This window comes from Streptococcus sp. 3613 (assembly GCF_013277375.1).
GTDB lineage: Bacteria > Bacillota > Bacilli > Lactobacillales > Streptococcaceae > Streptococcus > Streptococcus pseudopneumoniae.
Window position 1 is genome coordinate 1 of the sequence record NZ_VMMV01000060.1, and the last position, 17,669, is coordinate 17,669.

Below are 17,669 nucleotides of genomic sequence, written 5' to 3' on the forward strand. Positions count from 1 at the left end.
ATCATCGTAAACGCTTCGGATTACGAATGAATTTGATTGTTGGTATTATCAATCATGAACTAGGATTCTAGTTTTGCAGGAAGTCTAATAAATATAAACCGTAAATATGCCTGCCTGCTTTTGCTATCATGGTTTGGCTACCTATCCCAAGTTCGGATAAAAATACTTTCAAGTATTTATTCAATCCATAATTTGTAGAAAGTTTATACCTTCTATCACAAGAGACCAAATCATATTTCTTTAATTCTTCACGATTATAAAGAACCTTATCTTGTTCCTCTTTCAATGCATCCAATACAGATATTAAATCTTCATCAATAATAATTTCTCTTATGGAAGTATTCGTTTTTTGAGGAATAAAATTTGTCGATTTCTAGCAAATCTTCCATACGTTTTTAGAGTTTCTCTTTCATTTTCTATTTTATAATTCACCTTCTAATTCTCTTATAATCGAGTGTAAAGATTCTTTCGTTTTGGGAACAGATTCCTTCAATATACCCTCTATAATTTTAAAATTTAAGTTAGAATAATTATGATAAATAAAATTTCTAAAACCTTTTATCTGAGTCCAGTTTATCCTATCTGAATACTTCTGTTTTACTTCCTCTGATAATTTGCCTAACGATAACTGTTCTCCTACCTGTCCTAAATTCATAGCGATAGAATCAACTACCATATCATCATCTAAAGGTAAATTATATCTTCTTGCTTTATACAAAACAGCATCGGCCTTATCAAGATATAAAACCATATCCTTCAAATATGCTATATCAGTTTCAAGAGATTGACTTCTCATAAATAACCTCTCTATCATTCAAAAAATTTTTCTTGACTAACTTCCCAATGTTTGTTTTTGGAGAAAGTAAATCACTAACCAATAGAATATCTATATTACCATCAAAAATAGTCAAAAGTCTACCATATACATCAAAATATATAGAATCATCCTCTAACTCCAAAGCAATATCAACATCACTTTTCCCATCAGCTTCGCCCCTAGCATAAGAGCCAAATAGATAAATTTTAGATAAATCATATTGTTTAGCAACAGGAACAATTTTTTCCTTTATCTGATCTATTGTATAAACCATAACCGAACCCCTTTAGATTATATCTATCCACACTTTTATTTCACCTTACTCAGAATCAAGTTTAACTTCAAAAGGAATACTTCTTGTCAACACACTTTGCTTCAAAAATAACTTCACAGCAGTTGACATATCCAACCCCAACTCATTAAAAATCGCAGTCGCTTCTTTTTTCAATTCATCATCTACTCTTACAGCAATTTGTGACATAGCATTTCTCCTTTTCTTCTTGTATATCTATTGTATCACTTTTACCAATACATATCAAACTTATTCCCTAATAAATACAGTCTTTAATTTAAACTTGCAACTTCTTCTCTAATGCTTGTGCCAAAACTTCTGAATAGTTAATCTTTTCTCGATCAGCAAGACGAACTAGCCATTCAGGAACGGTCACGTTCTTTCTAATCGCCTTGTTACTTCTCACAAAAGGCGCAGGATCAACTTGAATCATTGATACAAAACCATCTGAAACTTCAATCTTTAAAATATCACTTGGAGTAGGCAACGCCATCCCTTCATCGATATAAGAAGCTAAAACATTTTCAAGCATTTCTCGAGCATTTTTCATCGCTTCTTCGATATTTTTTCCTTCTGTACCACCACCAAATTCTGGAAATTCTACCCAATATCCTGTTCCTTCTTTATGAAAAATAGCTGGATACGTTTTTAACATTCTACTACCCCCAACATTCTACTACCTCTGATGTAAAAAGACTTAGGAAAGTAAAAATTACAATCCTAAATCTTTGAGAATCTTTCTCTCCAATCCCTTTCCCAAATCTTCATTTCCATGAACTGGAATCGTGACAAGATAAGAAAAACCCTCTTTCTTAAAATGATGATGACTTCCTCTTTGACGAACTTCAACCCATCCATTCTCAAGAGCTAGTTTCACCATTTCTTTACCTGTAAGTGGCATATATATTCGTTACCTCCTTACACTTACTATTATACGCATTATGTGTATAATAGTCAAATTAAAACAAACCACTTTTTCTCAATAACTACAAAATAAAATAGACCAGCTTCCTGATCTACTTTATTCTATATTCATTGACTTTTGGTCAAATTTTGGTCACACTTTGGTCAAAGATTCCAAAAATACTAACCTATTTTAAAAAACTAAATTGTGATGATTGCCTACAAATAAACACTTTGAATATTCTTTATGTTTCTTTACGCTTCTTATTATGCCCCCTGCAGGAATCGAACCTGCAACTACTCCTTAGGAGGGAGTTGTTATATCCATTGAACTAAGGGAGCTAGATAAAAACTCTGCTGAAAAAGCAGAGTTTTAGTCGAATTAACGACGGATTTCTTTGATACGAGCTGCCTTACCTTGAAGAGCACGCAAGTAGTACAATTTCGCACGACGTACTTTACCGTAACGAACAACTTCGATTTTTTCAACACGTGGAGTGTGGATGGGGAAGATACGCTCAACACCTACACCGTTAGAGATTTTACGAACTGTGTAGTTTTCTGAGATACCAGCACCTTTACGTGCGATAACAACACCTTCAAAAATCTGGATACGTTCACGGTTACCTTCGACAACTTTCGCATGTACACGAACAGTGTCACCAGGACGGAATGATGGGATATCTGTACGAAGTTGACCTTCAGTCAAGCTTTGGATTAATGGATTCATTTTATTCTCCTATCTTTGTCAATCTTGAGGAATCTTCCTCAGCGGATAAACTGTATTTTTGTGCGTCCATTACACACAAGATACAGTTTACCAAATTTCCACCAAAAAGTAAAGAAATTTATAGCAGAATTCCTAAAAAAATCGCAAGCAAACCACCGAGGTAGGTCAAAGCTAAATAAGAATAAAATCCCTTCCTATCACTTAACAATCTTTGGAGTTCGTCATTCAAGGTCGAAAAAGTTGTCAAACCTCCACAAAATCCTGTTGCTAAAATAGCATAGACTTCCTTAGACTCCACATGATTGTAGAATAATCCAATTAAAAAACAACCTAGAAGATTGACTATGAGCGTTCCGAGGGGCAATTTAGAAGTTTGATTATAGCGGGAAAAGAAATAGCGCACTAAAGCTCCGAAACCACAAGCAATTGCAAGATAGACGATTACCATTTCTTCCTCCCTAAATAGTAAGCTAAAAGCAGTCCTCCACCGATGCTCAAAAACAAATACATGATCAAACTAAGATAACGCCCTGTATCAAGCAGCTTCACAGTATCAAGCATTAGGCTGGAAAAAGTTGTTAAACCTCCACAAAAGCCCGTCCCTAGTGCTAAAATCAAGCCCTTACTAGTCCCCTTATAGACCAGATATCCCTTGACAAGATAAATCAAGCAGAAAATTCCCAGATAGTTGACAAAGAGAGTGCCCCAAGGAAAGTCTGGACTGGCTGATAACCAAGTAGAAACAAGGTAGCGCACAAGTCCGCCCAACATAGCAGCTATAAAAATGCCTAGCGGATAAAATTGTTCTTTTTTCATTTGATATTCTGATTCTGATAATCACGCGAACGTTTGAGTATGTCCGAAAAAGTCGCGACAATAGTTTCCTGATAGCGCTTATCTCCTACACGACTTCTAACCTTTTCAAAAATAACCGCTTCTCTCTTAGTATCTAAAATCGGTTTACCTGAAGCTTTCTTATAGGCAACTACACCCTCAACCAAATGCATTCGTTCTTCTAAGAGCTTGACGATTTGGTCGTCGATTTGATCAATTTCTTGACGAATACTATCTAAATCCATACAGTCTCCTCCTTTATTTGAATTATTGTATCAAAAAGCCACCAAATAGGCTAGTAAAATCCTAACTCACGATAAGAAAAATGCACTGATTGATTACATCAGCGCACTTTTATACTTATCCTACTTTAGCAGCCAATTCTTCTGCGAATTGTTCCAAGCGCTCAATGTCTTCTTCCTCAGCAGAGAGATCAACTTTAACACATTCTGAACCTTTTTCTGCTCCTGTCGAAACAAAAACACGATCAAAGTCATCAACAGCCTTACAGAATTCATCGTAGAAGGTATCTCCTGAACCAACCACTCCGTAGATTTTGCCATTCAAGTTGAGATCTGCTAGGTCTTCGTAGAAGTCCATCATCTCATCTGGCAATTCACCATCACCATAAGTATAGGTCGCAACGATAGCGATGTCAGCTTCCAAGAAGTCTGAAGCGTCAACAGTTGTACATTCATCAACATCAACATCCAAGCCCAAGTCACGTAATTTGTCTGCTACAATATCTGCAATTTCTTCGGTATTACCGGTCATACTGGCAAATACAATTTTTGCTAATACCATATCGTCCTCCTCAATTTATCTTTCTCCATTATATCACATCTTTTTCATTTTAAAAATAAAAATTCTTGTGCTACAATGAAATGAGAAAGAATTGAGGTTATTTATGGAAATTTGCCATCAAATTTTAGAAAAAATCAAAGAATACGACACGATTATCATTCATCGTCATATGAAACCAGACCCTGATGCCTTGGGAAGTCAAGTGGGCTTGAAAGCCTTGCTGGAATATCATTTCCCTGAAAAAAACATCAAAGCCGTAGGTTATGATGAACCGACTCTTACTTGGATGGCTGAGATGGATCTTGTTGAAGATAGTGCCTACCAGAGCGCACTTGTCATCGTCTGTGATACGGCGAATACTGCTCGTATCGATGATAAGCGCTATAGTCAAGGTGATTTTCTCATTAAGATTGACCACCATCCAAATGATGATGTATACGGTAACCTATCTTGGGTAGATACTAGTTCAAGTAGCGCTAGCGAGATGATTACCCTATTTGCCCAAACAACCCAACTAGCCTTGTCAGATTGCGCTGCTGAGTTGCTCTTTGCAGGAATCGTTGGCGATACAGGTCGTTTCCTCTACCCTTCTACCACTGCACGGACTCTTCGTCTGGCTGCCTATCTAAGAGAACAGAACTTTGACTTTGCGGCTCTCACTCGCAAAATGGACACTATGAGTTACAAAATTGCTAAACTTCAAGGCTACATCTACGACCATCTGGAAGTGGATGAAAATGGTGCAGCGCGAGTTATCCTGAGTCAAGAAGTCTTGAAACAATTTAATGTTACCGATGCTGAAACTGCAGCCATTGTCGGTGCACCTGGACGCATTGATAGTGTTAGTCTCTGGGGAATTTTTGTGGAGCAGGCTGTTGGCCACTACCGCGTTCGCTTACGCAGTAAAATTCATCCTATCAATGAAATTGCCAAAGAACATGATGGTGGAGGCCATCCTCTAGCAAGCGGTGCTAATTCCTATAGCCTAGAAGAAAACGAAATCATCTACCAAAAGTTAAAAAACTTGCTTAAAAACTGATAAAATACTTGCCAAACTTTTCAGAATCTGATAGACTAGTATGGTAACAATCTATGGCTCGCAAAGAGACCATGGCAGAAAGGAAATATTGCAAAATGAAAAAAGATATCCATCCAGAATATCGCCCAGTTGTCTTCATGGACACAACTACTGGTTACCAATTCCTTAGCGGTTCAACAAAACGCTCTAACGAAACAGTTGAGTTCGAAGGCGAAACTTACCCATTGATCCGTGTGGAAATTTCATCAGACTCACACCCATTCTACACTGGACGTCAAAAGTTCACTCAAGCAGATGGACGCGTGGATCGTTTCAACAAAAAATACGGTCTCAAATAATGATAAAAAGACAGCTTCGGCTGTTCTTTTTTGTTTCTTGAAATCAACTGCTGTTCTCATATTCCATACTCAAAAAAACTTTGCACTCTAGCTAGCCACACAATAGCTTCCAGAGTACAAAGTTTTCTCTTGCCTAAAAAATATAAAAGATATATACTAGCTATATATAGTATAGATTGGAGATATACCATGACGACATCACTTACTAAACAGTACAATTTTAAAATCAATGAGTCATCAATGGAACAAGCTAGAGCTATCATCAAGGAAAAAGGAATGACTATGACGGATGCTATTAGTCTTTTTATCGAGCAGATTGTTCTCGAACAGGATTTGCCAATAAAAACTGCAGAAGATTTACACCGTGAACGATTGATTCAAGAACTACAAGCCCAATCTGAACGCGCCTTAAGAGAATATGAATCCGGACAAGGAACTTCCCTAGATGATATGAGGCTACGATATGACTTATAAAGTGATTCTATCTACCGAAGTGAGTCAAGCAATTGACAGTATCCATGACTACATTACTACTGTTCTTTTATCACCTCAGTCTGCTAAGAATACTGTAGCCAGAATTTTAGACGGCTTAAAAAGTTTAGAAACTTTTCCTGAAGCTGGCTTTGATGCAGATGAAAAAATCGGACTAAAAATCAACAGTAAGTACCCTACGCGAGGAAAAATTATCGGTCAGTATATCTTGCTTTACTTTATCGACCAGACTCAAAGAACTGTTTTTCTTTCCCACTTATTTCACACCAAAAGTGACTATGTTACCTTGCTCCAAAGCAAAAATAACAAAAACTCAAAATCATCATTTTAATGTCCACCACTCTCTTAATAACCTTGTACTTATAAGGAACACAGTCTTCATTTTAACTAAAAAATAAAAAAACTTTGCACTCTAGCTAGCCACACAATGGTTTCCAGAGTACAAAGTTTTTTAATTAGACCAGATTTAATCTTCCTTATCTTGATTTTCAGTTCCTTTAACTGCTTTTTTAAATTCAGATAGCATTTTACCGATTGACTCGCCTAGTTCAGGTAATCGTTTTGGTCCAAAAATCAAGAGAGCTCCTAAAACGATGATAATCAATCCTGGTGCTCCGATATCACGTAAGATTCCCATTTCTCGCTCCTTTCTGCTTGCGTTTCATAATGTGTTTGCTGATGGTAATACTCAATTCATAGAGTAATATCAAGGGGGTAGTCATTGCCAAATCGCTGACAAAGTCGGCTGGTGTCAAGATGACTGCAAGTACCAATAAGATAAAATAGGCATATCGGCGATAAGCAATCAATAATTCTGGTCCAATGAGGCCAATCGACGTCAAAAAGGCAATGATAACTGGTAATTCAAAAACCAGAGCCATGGGTAAGGTCGTTTGAAAAACAAAAGACAGATAATTTTGGGCGGTTAACTGCGTTTCAAATAGTCCTTCTCCTAGCCCTAATAAAACCTGAAGTAAGGCTGGTGTTACAAAGTAAAAACCAAAAGCCAGTCCAACTAGAAAACAAAGGAAACTAGCTGGAATATAGGCAAAAATCGCTCTAGCTTCTTCCTTCTTTAAACCGGGTTTGATGAAAGACCAAATATGATACACCGTGTAAGGCAAGGTGATGGTAAAGGCCATCAGACTAGCCAAACGTATGTATATCCATAAAATATCATTGGGTCCTAAAACAATCAACTTTTGCTGAAAAGATTGGGTCACATACTGGTAAATCTGGTCTGCAAAAAGTAGGGAGACACAGAATACCAAAAAGAAACAAATGACCACAGCCAATAATCTCTTTCTAAATTCTACCAGATGTTCCACGATTGTCAATTCTTTTCTGTCCATCTATTTTTCACCCTGTCTAAAAGTGACAATCAAGACAATAATAACAAAGACTAGCTGGCTGACCAAGCCTTCCCAACTTGGATAAATTCCAAGCAAATCGATCGTTGGAAAGCCTGTCAGCAAGTGATTTGGTGCCATATTGGTCAACTGAAGAGCATGGACACTAACTCCCAGCATCTTGAAGGCTAGGGCATAAATCATCCAAGTCAGGATAAAGAAGACCTTATGTGGCAGGAAGAATTGACTGGCCTTATTCATCACTATGGCAATAATTACCAGAACCAGTAAGGCAAGTGAGATTCCCAAGACAAATTCAAAGCTGGAAATCCTTGGTAAAATCCCAACATAAAAGAGAATGGTTTCTGCTCCCTCACGGAAAACAGCTAGAAAACTGAGAGCAAACATGGAAATAAAGGAGCCTGTCTTGGTCACTGTTTCCATTTGTGACTCCATAAAGGTATTCCATTTTTTGACCGAGAATTTGCTGTGGAGCCAGATTCCAATCAAAATCATCATAGCTACTGCAAAAATTCCCACTGCTCCTTCGATGATTTCACGATTGGAGCCTGATGTTACTGCTGGAAAGGCAATTTGCAGGATAAAAGCAATAAGGAGACTAGCCATGATTCCAGTGATAGCACCACCATAAACCCACTTAAGTCCCTTTCGCATCTTGGCTGCTTTCAAGGTCGTCACCAAGGCCATGACGATTAAGAGAGCCTCTACCCCTTCTCTCAGGAGAATCAGCATGGCATCAAAGGCATTGTAACGTGCGCTAGTATCAATTTGTGATAAATCTGCAATCAGTTTTTCTAATTTTTCTTGGTATTCCTTCTCACTTCCCTTGACCATAATCACAGGGCTTTCACTTTCCACTCGAGTATAGAGGGAAGGATTGGTCGTGCTAACAGAGCCTTCAATCGTTGGCCAGATAGTGATGAATTCCTTCATGCTAGCTGCTCCTGATGCTTGATCACCAGCTTGGAATTGTTCCAAAGCCTTTGTCAAAAGGGCAATACCGTCTTTAAGACTCAAATCAGAAGATGTTGCTACGACTGCTTTTCCAGCTACAAAATCATCAATAGCCTTTTTTAAGTCCTCAAAGGAAATCTGGATTGAATTAAAATCTGTAGGCTCGGTTTCCATACTACTACGCAAGAAAGAAATAGCTGTTTCAACACGTCCATAATGGGCCGTACTATTGTCACGAACCACACTTTCATTGATGGTCCAAGTGGAATTCATTTTCTTAAAGGCCTCTCGGACCTTTTCCAAATCTTTGGAAGTAATAGTCTGTTCCAAGGCTTCAAAACGTAGACTCAGACGGTTTAGCAATTTTTCCTTTTCCGCATCTAGGTCAATAGGATTTTGTTCTTTTTCAAAAGCTAATAGGGCTGCAGAAATTTCGGTGAGTTTGTCTTCAGTAATCTCGCCTGATTGAGCTAACTTTTCCTTAACAACTTTACCAGCCTCAGAATTGCTATCTTCTACTCTTTCAAAGTCTGATGCCATCTCTTGAACAAGTTTCTGGGCCTCAGACTGATTCCCATTTTTCACTGATTTAGAAGCATCTGTGATTTTCACAAAGTAAGAACTCAAGCTTTCTTGGGCATCTACTGGGGAAAGAATTAAAAATGACAAAGCTAAAACTAGTAACCAGCTTTTAGCCTTCCAATAATTTCTGACCAATGTAGCCCCCTTTCTCCACACCACCAAAGCAAGCAAAGAGTCCACTACCGATGTGAGTGATGTATTCATTCATCTTATCAGTAGCGCCTAGATTGGTTTGAACCTTGACAAAGTTATCAGGATCCTTCTGGAAAGAAATAAAGAGCAAGCCCGTATCAAACTGGCCAGTTTTTTCATCAATTCCATCAGAGTAAGAATAAGAACGACGCAAAAGCGGCTTGTCCACTTCCTTAGCCAAACGAACATGCGAATCATCAGGCAAAAGACTCAAATCCACTTCATCAAACTCATTTTTCTTACCGAAAGGGGCACCACTTTCCTTGTAACGACCAAAGGTATTTTCTTGTTCTTCAAGACTAGTACGATCCCAAGTTTCTAAAAACATCTGAATCCGACGAACTGCCATATAAGAACCATTTTCCATCCAGTCCTTACTATCAGCCCAAATGACGCGGTCAAAGTCTTTCTCCTTGGTTGGATTTGCTGTTCCATCCTTAAAACCAAAGAGGTTACGCGGAGTCTCCATTCGATCCCCGATAGCTGCAAAACCAGACTGACTCCAACGAAGGGTCACGGCATTTCTCCCCTTACGGATGAGATTGCGAATAGCGTGAAAGGCAACCTGCTCATCATCTGCACAGGCCTGGATGACAATATCTCCACCAGTATATTTTTCACGCAATTGCTCTTTAGGAAAAGGCGGTAAATCCCTGAAAACTTGAGGACGCTTGTTTTCCAAGTTCATCTTTTTCAAGAAACTCGCAGACACACCAAAAGTCAGCGTCAAACGATGAGGGTTGAGCCCGACTGTCTCACCAGTATCACTCGGAGGCAAGAGAGCATTCTGGCCATCTTTTTTGACCAATTCCCCCTCAACCAACTTGGCACTATAATCCGTCCAATCCTTGAATAGCTGGATAATCTTATCTCTATCCGTCGTATGCAGGTCCAAGACAACAAAATAGATATTCTTTTGCATGGGCGTACTAATCCCAGCTTGATGCTTGCCATAAAAAGCAATTTTTTCATTTCCGTACGAGATTTTTTCCTGACTTCCTAGCTTAGGTGCGAAAAAAGCAGAAGCACCAGAGAGTCCTAGCGCTAAACCAGCCCCTCCAATCCCTGCTTTTTTTAGAAATTCTCGACGGTCCATTTTCTTTTCAAAAAACTTTTCGTCTTTTTCAGTCATGACTCTTATTCTCCACTAAGAAATTTACCCATTTGTGATAGAGGTTCACCAAGTTTTGTCACAGCTTCTGACAATTCTTTGGTATCTTCTTTTGTCAAATCAGTATAGAGCTTGTAGTGTTCCTTGTCGGTCATGTGTTTGTCCAACAAATCATTGACAGACTTGAAGTCCGCTTCCAATTCTTTAACTAGGTTAGCGTCTGATTTTTCAAGCAAAGGTTTAAAGAGTTGGAAAATCTTCTCAGCTCCCTCGATATTGGCACGGAAGTCATACAAGTCTGTATGAGAATAAATTTCCTCTTCCCCTGTAATCTTACTTGTTGCAACTTCGTTAAGCAAGTCGACTGCCCCAGTCAGCATAACCTTGTAGTCCACATCAACAGTTGCAATCTTGGCTTTCAATTCCTTGATATCATTGACCAACTGATCACCATAGCTTTCAGTTCCTTTAGTTGTATTGTCTTCCCAAAGGATACGCTCAATACGGTGGAAACCTGACCATCCCTCTTCTGTCTTGTTTTCGTCCATGTAGTCTGCCAAACGGAAGTCAATCTTGACATCTGACTCACCAAAACTCTCGGCAATCGGTTCTGAACGCTCATAAGACATACGAATCAGTGGATAGACCTTCTTAGCTTCTTCTAACTTACCTTCTTTCAACAGTTTGACAAAGCCTTCTGTATCTGTCAACAGTTTATCGATTTGGTCTTGCACAAAAGTCTTATAGTCAGCAGTAGCCTTATCAAGCATTTTTTGCTTGTCTTCAGACAAGGCTGTCACCTTGGACGAATCGGTTGTCTCGGTTGATTTTTCAAAACGGACTGCACAAGCTGTCAATAGCAAGGCTGAAGATAAAAGGACAAAACCTAGTTTTTTCATTGTATACTCCTATCGGTTCAGGAAACCTGAATTCATCTTACGTTTCATTATACTATGTTTTTTCTAATCTGTCAATAAATTTTCAGACAATTTAATGTTATGTTTTCTCAATCTACCAGACTTAATACGACTTTGTAACTTGTAATCTTGTAAACGATACATGGTCGGAACATAAAAGAAATCACCACTTTTATGTAACTTAATCGCAACTTAATCGCAACAAGAACATTATTATCAAATCTTTTTACATATTCAAAACTGGCGTCTTTCTCTCGTGGATTGATGCCGACGAAATCTGGGTTCCTTAGTATGAGTTCCAGGTCTTCAATATGATGAATCACATCATTGTGATGGCCTTTTATCATATGACTTCTCAAACCGTCTTTGTTGACCTTTATGTCGCTCGCTTCAAGAACAATATCAAAAATTTCTTTTACTTCATCGGTAATCTGACCGATTTTTTTCATGATCCATAATTTCCTCCGTTATTCCACAACTATTATATCACAATCATAGTGTATATCAGGATATATCAAACTCTATTATTCGTTAGATACTCAATTTTAACTTTTCCCTTTTCCTCAAAATAATAGTATAATAGAGGTGGAATTTAGAATCGAGGTACACCTATGGCTGTAAAATTTACAAAACGAGACGACTTGGACAAGATGTTTGAAGAGTTTGCTAAACTCCCAGATTTGAAACAAGTCACTTTCCCTGATGACAAAGAGAAAAAAGCCAAAGCAGAAAAGAAAAACTAGATGACTGCTTTTCAACAACTCCCATCTAGTGTACTTCAAACTGGAGCCATTTTCCTCTCCATTATCATTGAAGCCCTTCCCTTCGTTCTGATAGGAAGCATTGTCTCAGGGCTGATTGAGGTCTATATCACACCTGACAGGGTTTATCATTTTCTCCCTCGAAATCGTTGGGGGAGAATCTTTTTTGGCACCTTCGTTGGTATACTTTTCCCTTCTTGTGAATGTGGAATCGTCCCCATTATCAATCGTTTTCTGGAAAAAAAGGTTCCCAGTTACACGGCCGTTCCCTTTCTTGTGACAGCACCTGTTATCAATCCCATTGTTCTTTTTGCGACCTATTCTGCCTTTGGCAACTCCTTCCATGTCGCCCTATTACGAGCTCTGGGTTCCATTCTTGTGGCTGTAATACTAGGAATTTTTCTAGGATTTTTCTGGCAAGAACCGATTCAGAAAGAAAATCGTCTGACTTGTCATGAGCATGATTTTTCTTACTTGAGTTCTGCAAAAAAAGTTTTTCAAGTCTTTGTGCAGGCCATTGATGAATTTTTTGATACGGGGCGTTATTTGGTATTTGGCTGCCTCTTTGCTTCTATAATACAGGTCTACGTTCCGACTCGGATTCTGACCTCTATCAGTGCGACCCCTCTTTTTGCCATCCTGCTCTTGATGATTTTATCCTTTCTTCTTTCGCTCTGTAGTGAGGCGGATGCCTTTATAGGTGCTTCTCTTCTCTCGAGTTTCGGTTTGGCTCCAGTTCTGGCCTTTCTCGTCATTGGCCCAATGCTGGATATCAAAAATATTCTCATGATGAAAAATTACTTGAAAGCACGATTTATTAGTCACTTCATTACGATTGTGACTCTGGTCGTTTTAGCCTATTCTCTCTTGATTGGAGTCATCCTATGATTCGATTTTTAGTTTTAGCTGGCTATTTTGAACTGACTCTTTACCTCCATCTGTCGGGCAAACTAAACCAGTACATCAACATGCACTATTCCTATCTGGCCTATATCTCCATGGTGCTTTCCTTTATCTTGGCAATTGTTCAATTGTATATCTGGATGAAGCAAATCAAAACCCACAGTCATCTGAACAGCCGATTGGCCAAGATGACGAGTATTTCTCTTCTGGCTATTCCACTTGTCATCGGCTTAACTTTCCCAACTGTTAGCTTGGATTCTCAGACCGTTTCTGCTAAAGGTTATCATTTCCCCCTATCGGAAGGAACGGATCTAGCCATTCAGACAAGTGAAGGGACGACAAGCCAATATTTGAAACCAGACACCAGTTCTTATTTTTCAAAATCAGCCTATGAAAAGGAAATGCGAACGGCGGCGGATAAATACTTGTCCCAGGATAGCATTCAGATCACTAATGAAAACTATATGGAGGTCATGGAGGCTATCTACGACTATCCAGATGAGTTTGAGGGCAAGACAATCCAGTTTACAGGCTTTGTCTATAACGACCCCAGTCATGCCAATAGTCAATTTCTGTTCCGATTCGGCATTATCCACTGTATCGCAGATTCTGGTGTCTATGGATTGCTGACCAAGGGAAATACCCGGCAGTATGAAAACAACACTTGGATTACGGCCAAAGGAAAACTGCTCAATCACTACCATAAAGAACTCAAACAAAATCTCCCAACCTTGGAAATCGACAGCTTTACAAAAGTCGATAAACCAGAAAATCCCTATGTTTATCGAGCTTTTTAAGAAAATCAAGATAAAAACGAACAAGTTCTCTTCTGAATGACAGAAAAGAGCCTGTTCGTTTTTTTTGTTATATGAGAATTAGTGACTTGTAGATTTTCATCTTATACCATTTCAAGCCATACAAGCAACTCAGTGAGAATAAGAGAGCCACTCATTAATCATACTAGCGATTTTTTTGGGTGCTTCAGTATAAAGCTCATGGCCAACGTTTTCTAGAAAAATAGTATCAAAATAATCTGGTAATTCTTTTAGTGTTTCCTCTCTCCATGTAGCTTCATTAGGATAGCGAGGACTAATAAACAAGGTATCTCCCACTTCTCTCTTAAAAGCTTGTATTTTTCTCCGTAAGCGGAGTATCGCTTCTATATTTTCATAATTTATAGCCAACTCATATCTATTATACTCAGAATTCCAGTGATAGGACTGCCTTACGGCTTTCTCCATATTTTCTGACCAATGCTTTGCTTCAGATTTTTCTTTAGAAATAAGAAGAGCTAAGTCCGAAACGATTTGAGATTTGATATAATTTTTAGTTTCCTCTAACTCTGTATCTAAAGGTAAAATCTTATCTAAATCTAGATAGCCACCATCCAAAAGAATCAGTTTCTTCACTTCTTGAAATTCCGATGCGAGATAACGAGCCAAATCTCCTCCAAGAGAATGGCCTATCAGACAGATAGATTCTTCCTCTTCTATCGATTTTTTAAACCATGATTTCAATTCTGTTTCATCTCGAAGATGCTTTTCATAAGGATTTAGAAAATAGACCTGCGAATCTAGTTCTTGAAGAAGATCCTTGCTATGATAGACATTGCTTCCCAAACCGCCAATAAAATACATTTTCATTCTCTACTTAATACTATGCTTATTCATCTTTTGTTCAAAGATAGTTGTGATAATCTGACGTAATTCTTCTCGTTCTTTTTCTGGAATCTCACCACTTGTTTGAGCTGCAGCGTAGAGTTCAGGGTGTTCGATTGAAATGCGTTTAATCGTACGTGTCGTAGCATGTTTTCTGACGAAAAATGGGATTCGCTTAATCAAGTCTTGTGGGACAAGCGCAAGAATCTTCTCAGCAGTTTCCTTGTCACTAATCTTAGACGTCGTCAGCCCATTCTTTATCATTTCCTGTTCTTTTTCTGTAAAATCTTTTAATTCCATCTGATTAGTCCTCCTATTTTCTCTAAGTTAAATTATATAGCAATCTGGATAAAACTACAAATGGACTATCTGGAAATAGGTGCAATACTGTAAAGACGAGTCTGTTCTTTAATTATAAATCTTCCTCCTCAGTCACTTCCCATACTTCTGATTGATAGCCATTCCCATCAATATCGTATCTTTGGATATAGCCAATAAATGTTTCATTTTTTCGTGGTTTCTGGCTATTAACGATTGAAATAACCCACCAACTCATCAAAAATAGAAATAAAAGTCCTAGGATTACTGTCATATCATACCACCATTAAAGTTTAACCCACTTATCATTATCCATGATAAAAGGCTGAGCCAGTCCCTCGCCTGTATAATCCGCATACTTGGTGCCTAAATACTTGTAACAATCTTCCTTGCTGGCAAATTTAATCGCTTGGTAGGGCTCTTCGAAAGTCAATTTCTCTACAAATAAGAAACCGTCATCAGCCGGTACTAAGACTCCAACGTGGCCTACAAACAGATACTCACCATCCAGATTGTCGTGCAAGACTACAGATAGCATTCGAGCTTTGTCGTTGAATTGAAATTGGGAGAAGAATGTTTCCATCTTTTCAGCGTGAACCTTGACATCCGTCGTTGCCTCAGTTGGAACTCTCGAAAATAGAATATCAAACTCTTCCTTATCTTGTGAATCAAAGACCTTCCCCTTATCAATCGCATCGTTATCTAGGAAAAGCAATTGATCATTCTTATCAAGTTTTGGAATGGTGACTGAATTTTTCAAAAGACAATAACTATTGATACGGCAGTTGGTCCCAACAAAATCACCCTTCTTTTGATTCCAGAGATGACTGATTTTTTCAACATCGTATTCTGTGTGAGTAAAGGAAGTGAAATCTCCTGATAAGCCAGTTGAGCCGACAATGGTATTGTAATCATTAACGAGATTAAAAAAGGCATCAACACTATTTGGATCCAAGTGAGCTGATAAGAGAGATTTGACCTCTTCTGTACTTACCTGATTGTTTAGGTTGGTGTATGAAGCTTTCCATGGAACTTTCGTTGAACTACTTTGCCTTTGACTCGTCCCATTCGAAGTTGTAGCATCTTGCTGACAAGCTGCCAAGCCTAAAAACAAAGCTGAACAGATTCCTAATATGGCTAATTTTCTTGATTTCTTCATCTTTTTCTCCTAAATGTCTTGGATTAAAGTTTCTTTAACTACTGATTTACAGATATTGATTACTTTCTCATTTAATATGCTCATCGTCTTTCCCTCCGATTTGTTTTTTTGTTATTTCCTTAAGCTTGATTTAATTATAATAGGCGTTTCGTGCTCTGTCAACAATTTTTTTACGAAAACACAACAAAGTTTTCATTTTCGTGGATTTCGCGTTATGCTTTACTTATAAAAACAGAAAGCGATTTCATTCGTAGATAAAGAAGAGATTGCGATTGTTAGAGGCTAAAAATAAAACAATACAGACTAGTAATGGTTGGACTCAATAAGAATTGGGTACTAAGATAGGTATAAGTAAAAACACCCTTGGAAATTATGAAAAAAGGGTTAGGTCTACTAAGAAAAATACTATATTTGACTTAGCTAAAGTATTCAGTAGCTTGATTGATGCCTCTTTCCTCCAGTTCAAAAGGATTCTCCTAGCGATACCCAATCTATCTACGACCAACGGGCATCACCCAGACAAGGTAAATTCCTGACCTATGCCGAGAGGCAACTGTATGAGCAGAAAAACGAAGATAAACGAAGTATCATAAAAATCATCAGACTGGACGACTACAGACAGACTACTTACTCTCGTGTTAGGTAGTTTATCTCTGCAGGTAGCCGCTCGATGCAGGATGACGATTTAGATATGAGTTTCCATTCTATGAGGATGAAATCTCAGACGACTACGACGTAATCGCTTATGTCGTCAGCAGGTCCATGGAGCCAAAGATAAGAAACGGCAACTACCTATTTATCAAGAATCCCCCACAGATTGACTATAATACCATCGGCATCTTCCAAGTAGACGGTGCTAACTATGTCAAGAAACTCCGCCAAGGCTACCTCAAAAAACTCAATCCCGAATACCCCGACATCTGCCTAGACGAAAGCAACCGTATTCGCACCATCGGAAAAGTTGTCAGGCTGTATAGGGAGAATTAAAAAAGAGGGAGAATGACGATATAAAACAAACAGATTTTAAAAGATTCGAAAAACTTTGAAAAAGTTCATTCTACATTTCAAAAAAGAATAAGTGACCTAAAGCAGATTATATTTTGTTAAACAATAGTGATATGTAAATTTAGAGAAAGGCATTTAAGATCACTTTTCAAAAGGCAAATACTAAACTAGCGAAACCGATAAACCAGCCCCTTAGTTCCCATATTTTCAGGCACACACTCTTTAGTACACTAGCTGAGAAGAATATCCCATTAAAAGCTATAATGGTTAGAGTGGGACACAAAGACGCTAAAACAATAAATAACATCTACACTCACGTAAGTAAAATAATGGAGCAAGCTGCTTTGGAGGTTTTAAATACCATATCATTAAATCGAAAATATATCAGATTGAATCTAGACAAGTAGATTGCGATTGCTAAAACATTTGTAGAAATTCATTTGACTTTTCTAATCAATTTGTGCATATCTTATTTCATACTCAATGAAAA

Annotated in this window: 28 protein-coding genes, 1 tRNA gene and 2 pseudogenes; 9 read left to right on the forward strand and 22 right to left on the reverse strand. The window is 38.1% G+C overall.

What is annotated here, in order from left to right; all coding sequences use genetic code 11:
* Window positions 1–85: 85 nt before the first annotated feature.
* From HT708_RS12340 to HT708_RS07725, 12 genes and pseudogenes are all read right to left on the reverse strand, one after another.
* A pseudogene (locus HT708_RS12340) lies at window positions 86–420 on the reverse strand (site-specific integrase); the annotation flags it as partial.
* 1 nt (window position 421) lies between these two features.
* Window positions 422–796, reverse strand: a complete 375-nt coding sequence (locus tag HT708_RS07675; RefSeq protein WP_001257560.1) for a HepT-like ribonuclease domain-containing protein — start codon at window positions 794–796, stop codon at window positions 422–424.
* Window positions 777–1,091, reverse strand: coding sequence for a nucleotidyltransferase domain-containing protein (locus HT708_RS07680; protein WP_000263130.1), 315 nt, complete (start codon window positions 1,089–1,091; stop codon window positions 777–779). Before HT708_RS07680 ends, HT708_RS07675 begins: the two co-directional genes overlap by 20 nt.
* A gap of 45 nt (window positions 1,092–1,136) precedes the next feature.
* Window positions 1,137–1,298, reverse strand: a complete 162-nt coding sequence (locus tag HT708_RS07685; RefSeq protein ID WP_000077979.1) for a type II toxin-antitoxin system RelB/DinJ family antitoxin — start codon at window positions 1,296–1,298, stop codon at window positions 1,137–1,139.
* An 88-nt stretch (window positions 1,299–1,386) separates the two neighbouring features.
* Window positions 1,387–1,764: a type II toxin-antitoxin system HicB family antitoxin gene (locus HT708_RS07690; RefSeq protein ID WP_000921490.1), complete on the reverse strand. Its 378-nt coding sequence runs from the start codon at window positions 1,762–1,764 to the stop codon at window positions 1,387–1,389.
* Window positions 1,765–1,821: 57 nt separating this feature from the next.
* Entirely contained in the window at window positions 1,822–2,010 is a 189-nt protein-coding gene (locus HT708_RS07695) for a type II toxin-antitoxin system HicA family toxin (RefSeq protein WP_001131503.1), read from the reverse strand.
* Between the two features lie 272 nt (window positions 2,011–2,282).
* Window positions 2,283–2,354 (reverse strand) — tRNA-Arg (locus tag HT708_RS07700).
* A gap of 40 nt (window positions 2,355–2,394) precedes the next feature.
* Entirely contained in the window at window positions 2,395–2,742 is a 348-nt protein-coding gene (gene rplS / locus HT708_RS07705; protein WP_001068669.1) for a 50S ribosomal protein L19, read from the reverse strand.
* Between the two features lie 118 nt (window positions 2,743–2,860).
* Window positions 2,861–3,190, reverse strand: a complete 330-nt coding sequence (crcB, locus tag HT708_RS07710) for a fluoride efflux transporter CrcB (protein ID WP_023933607.1) — start codon at window positions 3,188–3,190, stop codon at window positions 2,861–2,863.
* The gene (gene crcB, locus HT708_RS07715) at window positions 3,184–3,558 is read right to left on the reverse strand and encodes a fluoride efflux transporter CrcB (protein ID WP_172926227.1); all 375 of its coding nucleotides are present in this window, start codon (window positions 3,556–3,558) and stop codon (window positions 3,184–3,186) included. Before crcB (HT708_RS07715) ends, crcB (HT708_RS07710) begins: the two co-directional genes overlap by 7 nt.
* Window positions 3,555–3,821 (reverse strand): chorismate mutase, encoded by a 267-nt coding sequence (locus HT708_RS07720; RefSeq protein ID WP_000362492.1) that lies wholly within the window; start codon window positions 3,819–3,821, stop codon window positions 3,555–3,557. The genes crcB (HT708_RS07715) and HT708_RS07720 overlap by 4 nt, the downstream gene beginning before the upstream one ends.
* A gap of 115 nt (window positions 3,822–3,936) precedes the next feature.
* Window positions 3,937–4,380, reverse strand: coding sequence for a flavodoxin (locus HT708_RS07725; protein WP_000241950.1), 444 nt, complete (start codon window positions 4,378–4,380; stop codon window positions 3,937–3,939).
* 103 nt (window positions 4,381–4,483) lie between these two features.
* Between HT708_RS07725 and HT708_RS07730 the strand changes: the two genes are divergently transcribed.
* The 4 genes from HT708_RS07730 to HT708_RS07745 all read left to right on the forward strand — a co-directional run bounded on the left by HT708_RS07730 (window position 4,484) and on the right by HT708_RS07745 (window position 6,580).
* On the forward strand, window positions 4,484–5,419 hold the full coding sequence (locus HT708_RS07730; RefSeq protein ID WP_138703273.1) for a bifunctional oligoribonuclease/PAP phosphatase NrnA: 936 nt from the start codon (window positions 4,484–4,486) through the stop codon (window positions 5,417–5,419).
* A gap of 95 nt (window positions 5,420–5,514) precedes the next feature.
* On the forward strand, window positions 5,515–5,757 hold the full coding sequence (locus HT708_RS07735; protein WP_000710764.1) for a type B 50S ribosomal protein L31: 243 nt from the start codon (window positions 5,515–5,517) through the stop codon (window positions 5,755–5,757).
* 189 nt (window positions 5,758–5,946) lie between these two features.
* Complete coding sequence (locus tag HT708_RS07740) at window positions 5,947–6,231, forward strand: type II toxin-antitoxin system RelB/DinJ family antitoxin (protein WP_023941319.1); 285 nt, start codon at window positions 5,947–5,949, stop codon at window positions 6,229–6,231.
* Window positions 6,221–6,580, forward strand: a complete 360-nt coding sequence (locus tag HT708_RS07745) for a type II toxin-antitoxin system RelE/ParE family toxin (RefSeq protein ID WP_000221462.1) — start codon at window positions 6,221–6,223, stop codon at window positions 6,578–6,580. The genes HT708_RS07740 and HT708_RS07745 overlap by 11 nt, the downstream gene beginning before the upstream one ends.
* Window positions 6,581–6,715: 135 nt before the next feature.
* Here the strand turns inward: HT708_RS07745 and tatA are convergent, their stop codons facing one another.
* The 6 genes from tatA to HT708_RS07775 all read right to left on the reverse strand — a co-directional run bounded on the left by tatA (window position 6,716) and on the right by HT708_RS07775 (window position 11,824).
* Window positions 6,716–6,886 carry a twin-arginine translocase TatA/TatE family subunit gene (tatA, locus tag HT708_RS07750; protein ID WP_000512112.1) on the reverse strand — a complete coding sequence of 57 codons (171 nt, stop codon included), beginning with the start codon at window positions 6,884–6,886 and terminating at the stop codon, window positions 6,716–6,718.
* Entirely contained in the window at window positions 6,870–7,601 is a 732-nt protein-coding gene (gene tatC, locus HT708_RS07755) for a twin-arginine translocase subunit TatC (RefSeq protein ID WP_172926228.1), read from the reverse strand. Before tatC ends, tatA begins: the two co-directional genes overlap by 17 nt.
* Window positions 7,602–9,290 carry an FTR1 family protein gene (locus HT708_RS07760; protein ID WP_172926229.1) on the reverse strand — a complete coding sequence of 563 codons (1,689 nt, stop codon included), beginning with the start codon at window positions 9,288–9,290 and terminating at the stop codon, window positions 7,602–7,604. It abuts the gene before it with no gap.
* Complete coding sequence (gene efeB, locus HT708_RS07765) at window positions 9,265–10,479, reverse strand: iron uptake transporter deferrochelatase/peroxidase subunit (protein ID WP_119943626.1); 1,215 nt, start codon at window positions 10,477–10,479, stop codon at window positions 9,265–9,267. Before efeB ends, HT708_RS07760 begins: the two co-directional genes overlap by 26 nt.
* A gap of 5 nt (window positions 10,480–10,484) precedes the next feature.
* On the reverse strand, window positions 10,485–11,357 hold the full coding sequence (gene efeO / locus HT708_RS07770; RefSeq protein WP_172926230.1) for an iron uptake system protein EfeO: 873 nt from the start codon (window positions 11,355–11,357) through the stop codon (window positions 10,485–10,487).
* Window positions 11,358–11,464: 107 nt separating this feature from the next.
* On the reverse strand, window positions 11,465–11,824 hold the full coding sequence (locus tag HT708_RS07775; RefSeq protein WP_007284914.1) for a hypothetical protein: 360 nt from the start codon (window positions 11,822–11,824) through the stop codon (window positions 11,465–11,467).
* A gap of 162 nt (window positions 11,825–11,986) precedes the next feature.
* Between HT708_RS07775 and HT708_RS12185 the strand changes: the two genes are divergently transcribed.
* Genes HT708_RS12185 through HT708_RS07785 form a run of 3 tightly spaced genes read left to right on the forward strand, consistent with a single transcriptional unit; the run spans window position 11,987 to window position 13,836 of the window.
* Window positions 11,987–12,118 carry an SPJ_0845 family protein gene (locus tag HT708_RS12185; protein WP_000268685.1) on the forward strand — a complete coding sequence of 44 codons (132 nt, stop codon included), beginning with the start codon at window positions 11,987–11,989 and terminating at the stop codon, window positions 12,116–12,118.
* A complete protein-coding gene (locus HT708_RS07780; protein ID WP_000123628.1) occupies window positions 12,119–13,024 on the forward strand; it encodes a permease in 906 nt (301 codons plus the stop codon). It begins immediately after the preceding gene.
* Complete coding sequence (locus HT708_RS07785) at window positions 13,021–13,836, forward strand: TIGR03943 family protein (RefSeq protein ID WP_172926231.1); 816 nt, start codon at window positions 13,021–13,023, stop codon at window positions 13,834–13,836. Before HT708_RS07780 ends, HT708_RS07785 begins: the two co-directional genes overlap by 4 nt.
* A 129-nt stretch (window positions 13,837–13,965) precedes the next feature.
* Here the strand turns inward: HT708_RS07785 and HT708_RS07790 are convergent, their stop codons facing one another.
* The 4 genes from HT708_RS07790 to HT708_RS07805 form a co-directional block, all read right to left on the reverse strand.
* Window positions 13,966–14,682 carry an alpha/beta hydrolase gene (locus HT708_RS07790; protein WP_023936133.1) on the reverse strand — a complete coding sequence of 239 codons (717 nt, stop codon included), beginning with the start codon at window positions 14,680–14,682 and terminating at the stop codon, window positions 13,966–13,968.
* A gap of 3 nt (window positions 14,683–14,685) precedes the next feature.
* Window positions 14,686–14,997 carry a hypothetical protein gene (locus tag HT708_RS07795; protein ID WP_000420573.1) on the reverse strand — a complete coding sequence of 104 codons (312 nt, stop codon included), beginning with the start codon at window positions 14,995–14,997 and terminating at the stop codon, window positions 14,686–14,688.
* 112 nt (window positions 14,998–15,109) lie between these two features.
* On the reverse strand, window positions 15,110–15,289 hold the full coding sequence (locus HT708_RS07800; RefSeq protein WP_000216060.1) for a hypothetical protein: 180 nt from the start codon (window positions 15,287–15,289) through the stop codon (window positions 15,110–15,112).
* A gap of 12 nt (window positions 15,290–15,301) precedes the next feature.
* Complete coding sequence (locus tag HT708_RS07805) at window positions 15,302–16,174, reverse strand: DUF4300 family protein (protein ID WP_000749590.1); 873 nt, start codon at window positions 16,172–16,174, stop codon at window positions 15,302–15,304.
* A gap of 487 nt (window positions 16,175–16,661) precedes the next feature.
* Here HT708_RS07805 and HT708_RS07810 point away from each other — a divergent pair.
* Both HT708_RS07810 and HT708_RS07815 read left to right on the forward strand, forming a co-directional pair.
* Window positions 16,662–17,161 (forward strand): annotated as a pseudogene (locus HT708_RS07810) (S24 family peptidase); the annotation flags it as partial.
* Window positions 17,162–17,319: 158 nt separating this feature from the next.
* The gene (locus HT708_RS07815; protein ID WP_138703280.1) at window positions 17,320–17,586 is read left to right on the forward strand and encodes a tyrosine-type recombinase/integrase; all 267 of its coding nucleotides are present in this window, start codon (window positions 17,320–17,322) and stop codon (window positions 17,584–17,586) included.
* The last annotated feature ends 83 nt before the right edge of the window (window positions 17,587–17,669 follow it).

Excerpts from the sequence above, each read along its gene's own strand:
- HT708_RS07675 (WP_001257560.1), bottom strand. The coding sequence starts at position 796 with ATGAGAAGTCAATCTCTTGAAACTGATATAGCATATTTGAAGGATATG.
- HT708_RS07680 (WP_000263130.1), bottom strand. The coding sequence starts at position 1,091 with ATGGTTTATACAATAGATCAGATAAAGGAAAAAATTGTTCCTGTTGCT.
- HT708_RS07685 (WP_000077979.1), bottom strand. The coding sequence starts at position 1,298 with ATGTCACAAATTGCTGTAAGAGTAGATGATGAATTGAAAAAAGAAGCG.
- HT708_RS07690 (WP_000921490.1), bottom strand. The coding sequence starts at position 1,764 with ATGTTAAAAACGTATCCAGCTATTTTTCATAAAGAAGGAACAGGATAT.
- HT708_RS07695 (WP_001131503.1), bottom strand. The coding sequence starts at position 2,010 with ATGCCACTTACAGGTAAAGAAATGGTGAAACTAGCTCTTGAGAATGGA.
- rplS (WP_001068669.1), bottom strand. The coding sequence starts at position 2,742 with ATGAATCCATTAATCCAAAGCTTGACTGAAGGTCAACTTCGTACAGAT.
- crcB (WP_023933607.1), bottom strand. The coding sequence starts at position 3,190 with ATGGTAATCGTCTATCTTGCAATTGCTTGTGGTTTCGGAGCTTTAGTG.
- crcB (WP_172926227.1), bottom strand. The coding sequence starts at position 3,558 with ATGAAAAAAGAACAATTTTATCCGCTAGGCATTTTTATAGCTGCTATG.
- HT708_RS07720 (WP_000362492.1), bottom strand. The coding sequence starts at position 3,821 with ATGGATTTAGATAGTATTCGTCAAGAAATTGATCAAATCGACGACCAA.
- HT708_RS07725 (WP_000241950.1), bottom strand. The coding sequence starts at position 4,380 with ATGGTATTAGCAAAAATTGTATTTGCCAGTATGACCGGTAATACCGAA.
- HT708_RS07730 (WP_138703273.1), top strand. The coding sequence starts at position 4,484 with ATGGAAATTTGCCATCAAATTTTAGAAAAAATCAAAGAATACGACACG.
- HT708_RS07735 (WP_000710764.1), top strand. The coding sequence starts at position 5,515 with ATGAAAAAAGATATCCATCCAGAATATCGCCCAGTTGTCTTCATGGAC.
- HT708_RS07740 (WP_023941319.1), top strand. The coding sequence starts at position 5,947 with ATGACGACATCACTTACTAAACAGTACAATTTTAAAATCAATGAGTCA.
- HT708_RS07745 (WP_000221462.1), top strand. The coding sequence starts at position 6,221 with ATGACTTATAAAGTGATTCTATCTACCGAAGTGAGTCAAGCAATTGAC.
- tatA (WP_000512112.1), bottom strand. The coding sequence starts at position 6,886 with ATGGGAATCTTACGTGATATCGGAGCACCAGGATTGATTATCATCGTT.
- tatC (WP_172926228.1), bottom strand. The coding sequence starts at position 7,601 with ATGGACAGAAAAGAATTGACAATCGTGGAACATCTGGTAGAATTTAGA.
- efeB (WP_119943626.1), bottom strand. The coding sequence starts at position 10,479 with ATGACTGAAAAAGACGAAAAGTTTTTTGAAAAGAAAATGGACCGTCGA.
- efeO (WP_172926230.1), bottom strand. The coding sequence starts at position 11,357 with ATGAAAAAACTAGGTTTTGTCCTTTTATCTTCAGCCTTGCTATTGACA.
- HT708_RS07775 (WP_007284914.1), bottom strand. The coding sequence starts at position 11,824 with ATGAAAAAAATCGGTCAGATTACCGATGAAGTAAAAGAAATTTTTGAT.
- HT708_RS12185 (WP_000268685.1), top strand. The coding sequence starts at position 11,987 with ATGGCTGTAAAATTTACAAAACGAGACGACTTGGACAAGATGTTTGAA.
- HT708_RS07780 (WP_000123628.1), top strand. The coding sequence starts at position 12,119 with ATGACTGCTTTTCAACAACTCCCATCTAGTGTACTTCAAACTGGAGCC.
- HT708_RS07785 (WP_172926231.1), top strand. The coding sequence starts at position 13,021 with ATGATTCGATTTTTAGTTTTAGCTGGCTATTTTGAACTGACTCTTTAC.
- HT708_RS07790 (WP_023936133.1), bottom strand. The coding sequence starts at position 14,682 with ATGAAAATGTATTTTATTGGCGGTTTGGGAAGCAATGTCTATCATAGC.
- HT708_RS07795 (WP_000420573.1), bottom strand. The coding sequence starts at position 14,997 with ATGGAATTAAAAGATTTTACAGAAAAAGAACAGGAAATGATAAAGAAT.
- HT708_RS07800 (WP_000216060.1), bottom strand. The coding sequence starts at position 15,289 with ATGACAGTAATCCTAGGACTTTTATTTCTATTTTTGATGAGTTGGTGG.
- HT708_RS07805 (WP_000749590.1), bottom strand. The coding sequence starts at position 16,174 with ATGAAGAAATCAAGAAAATTAGCCATATTAGGAATCTGTTCAGCTTTG.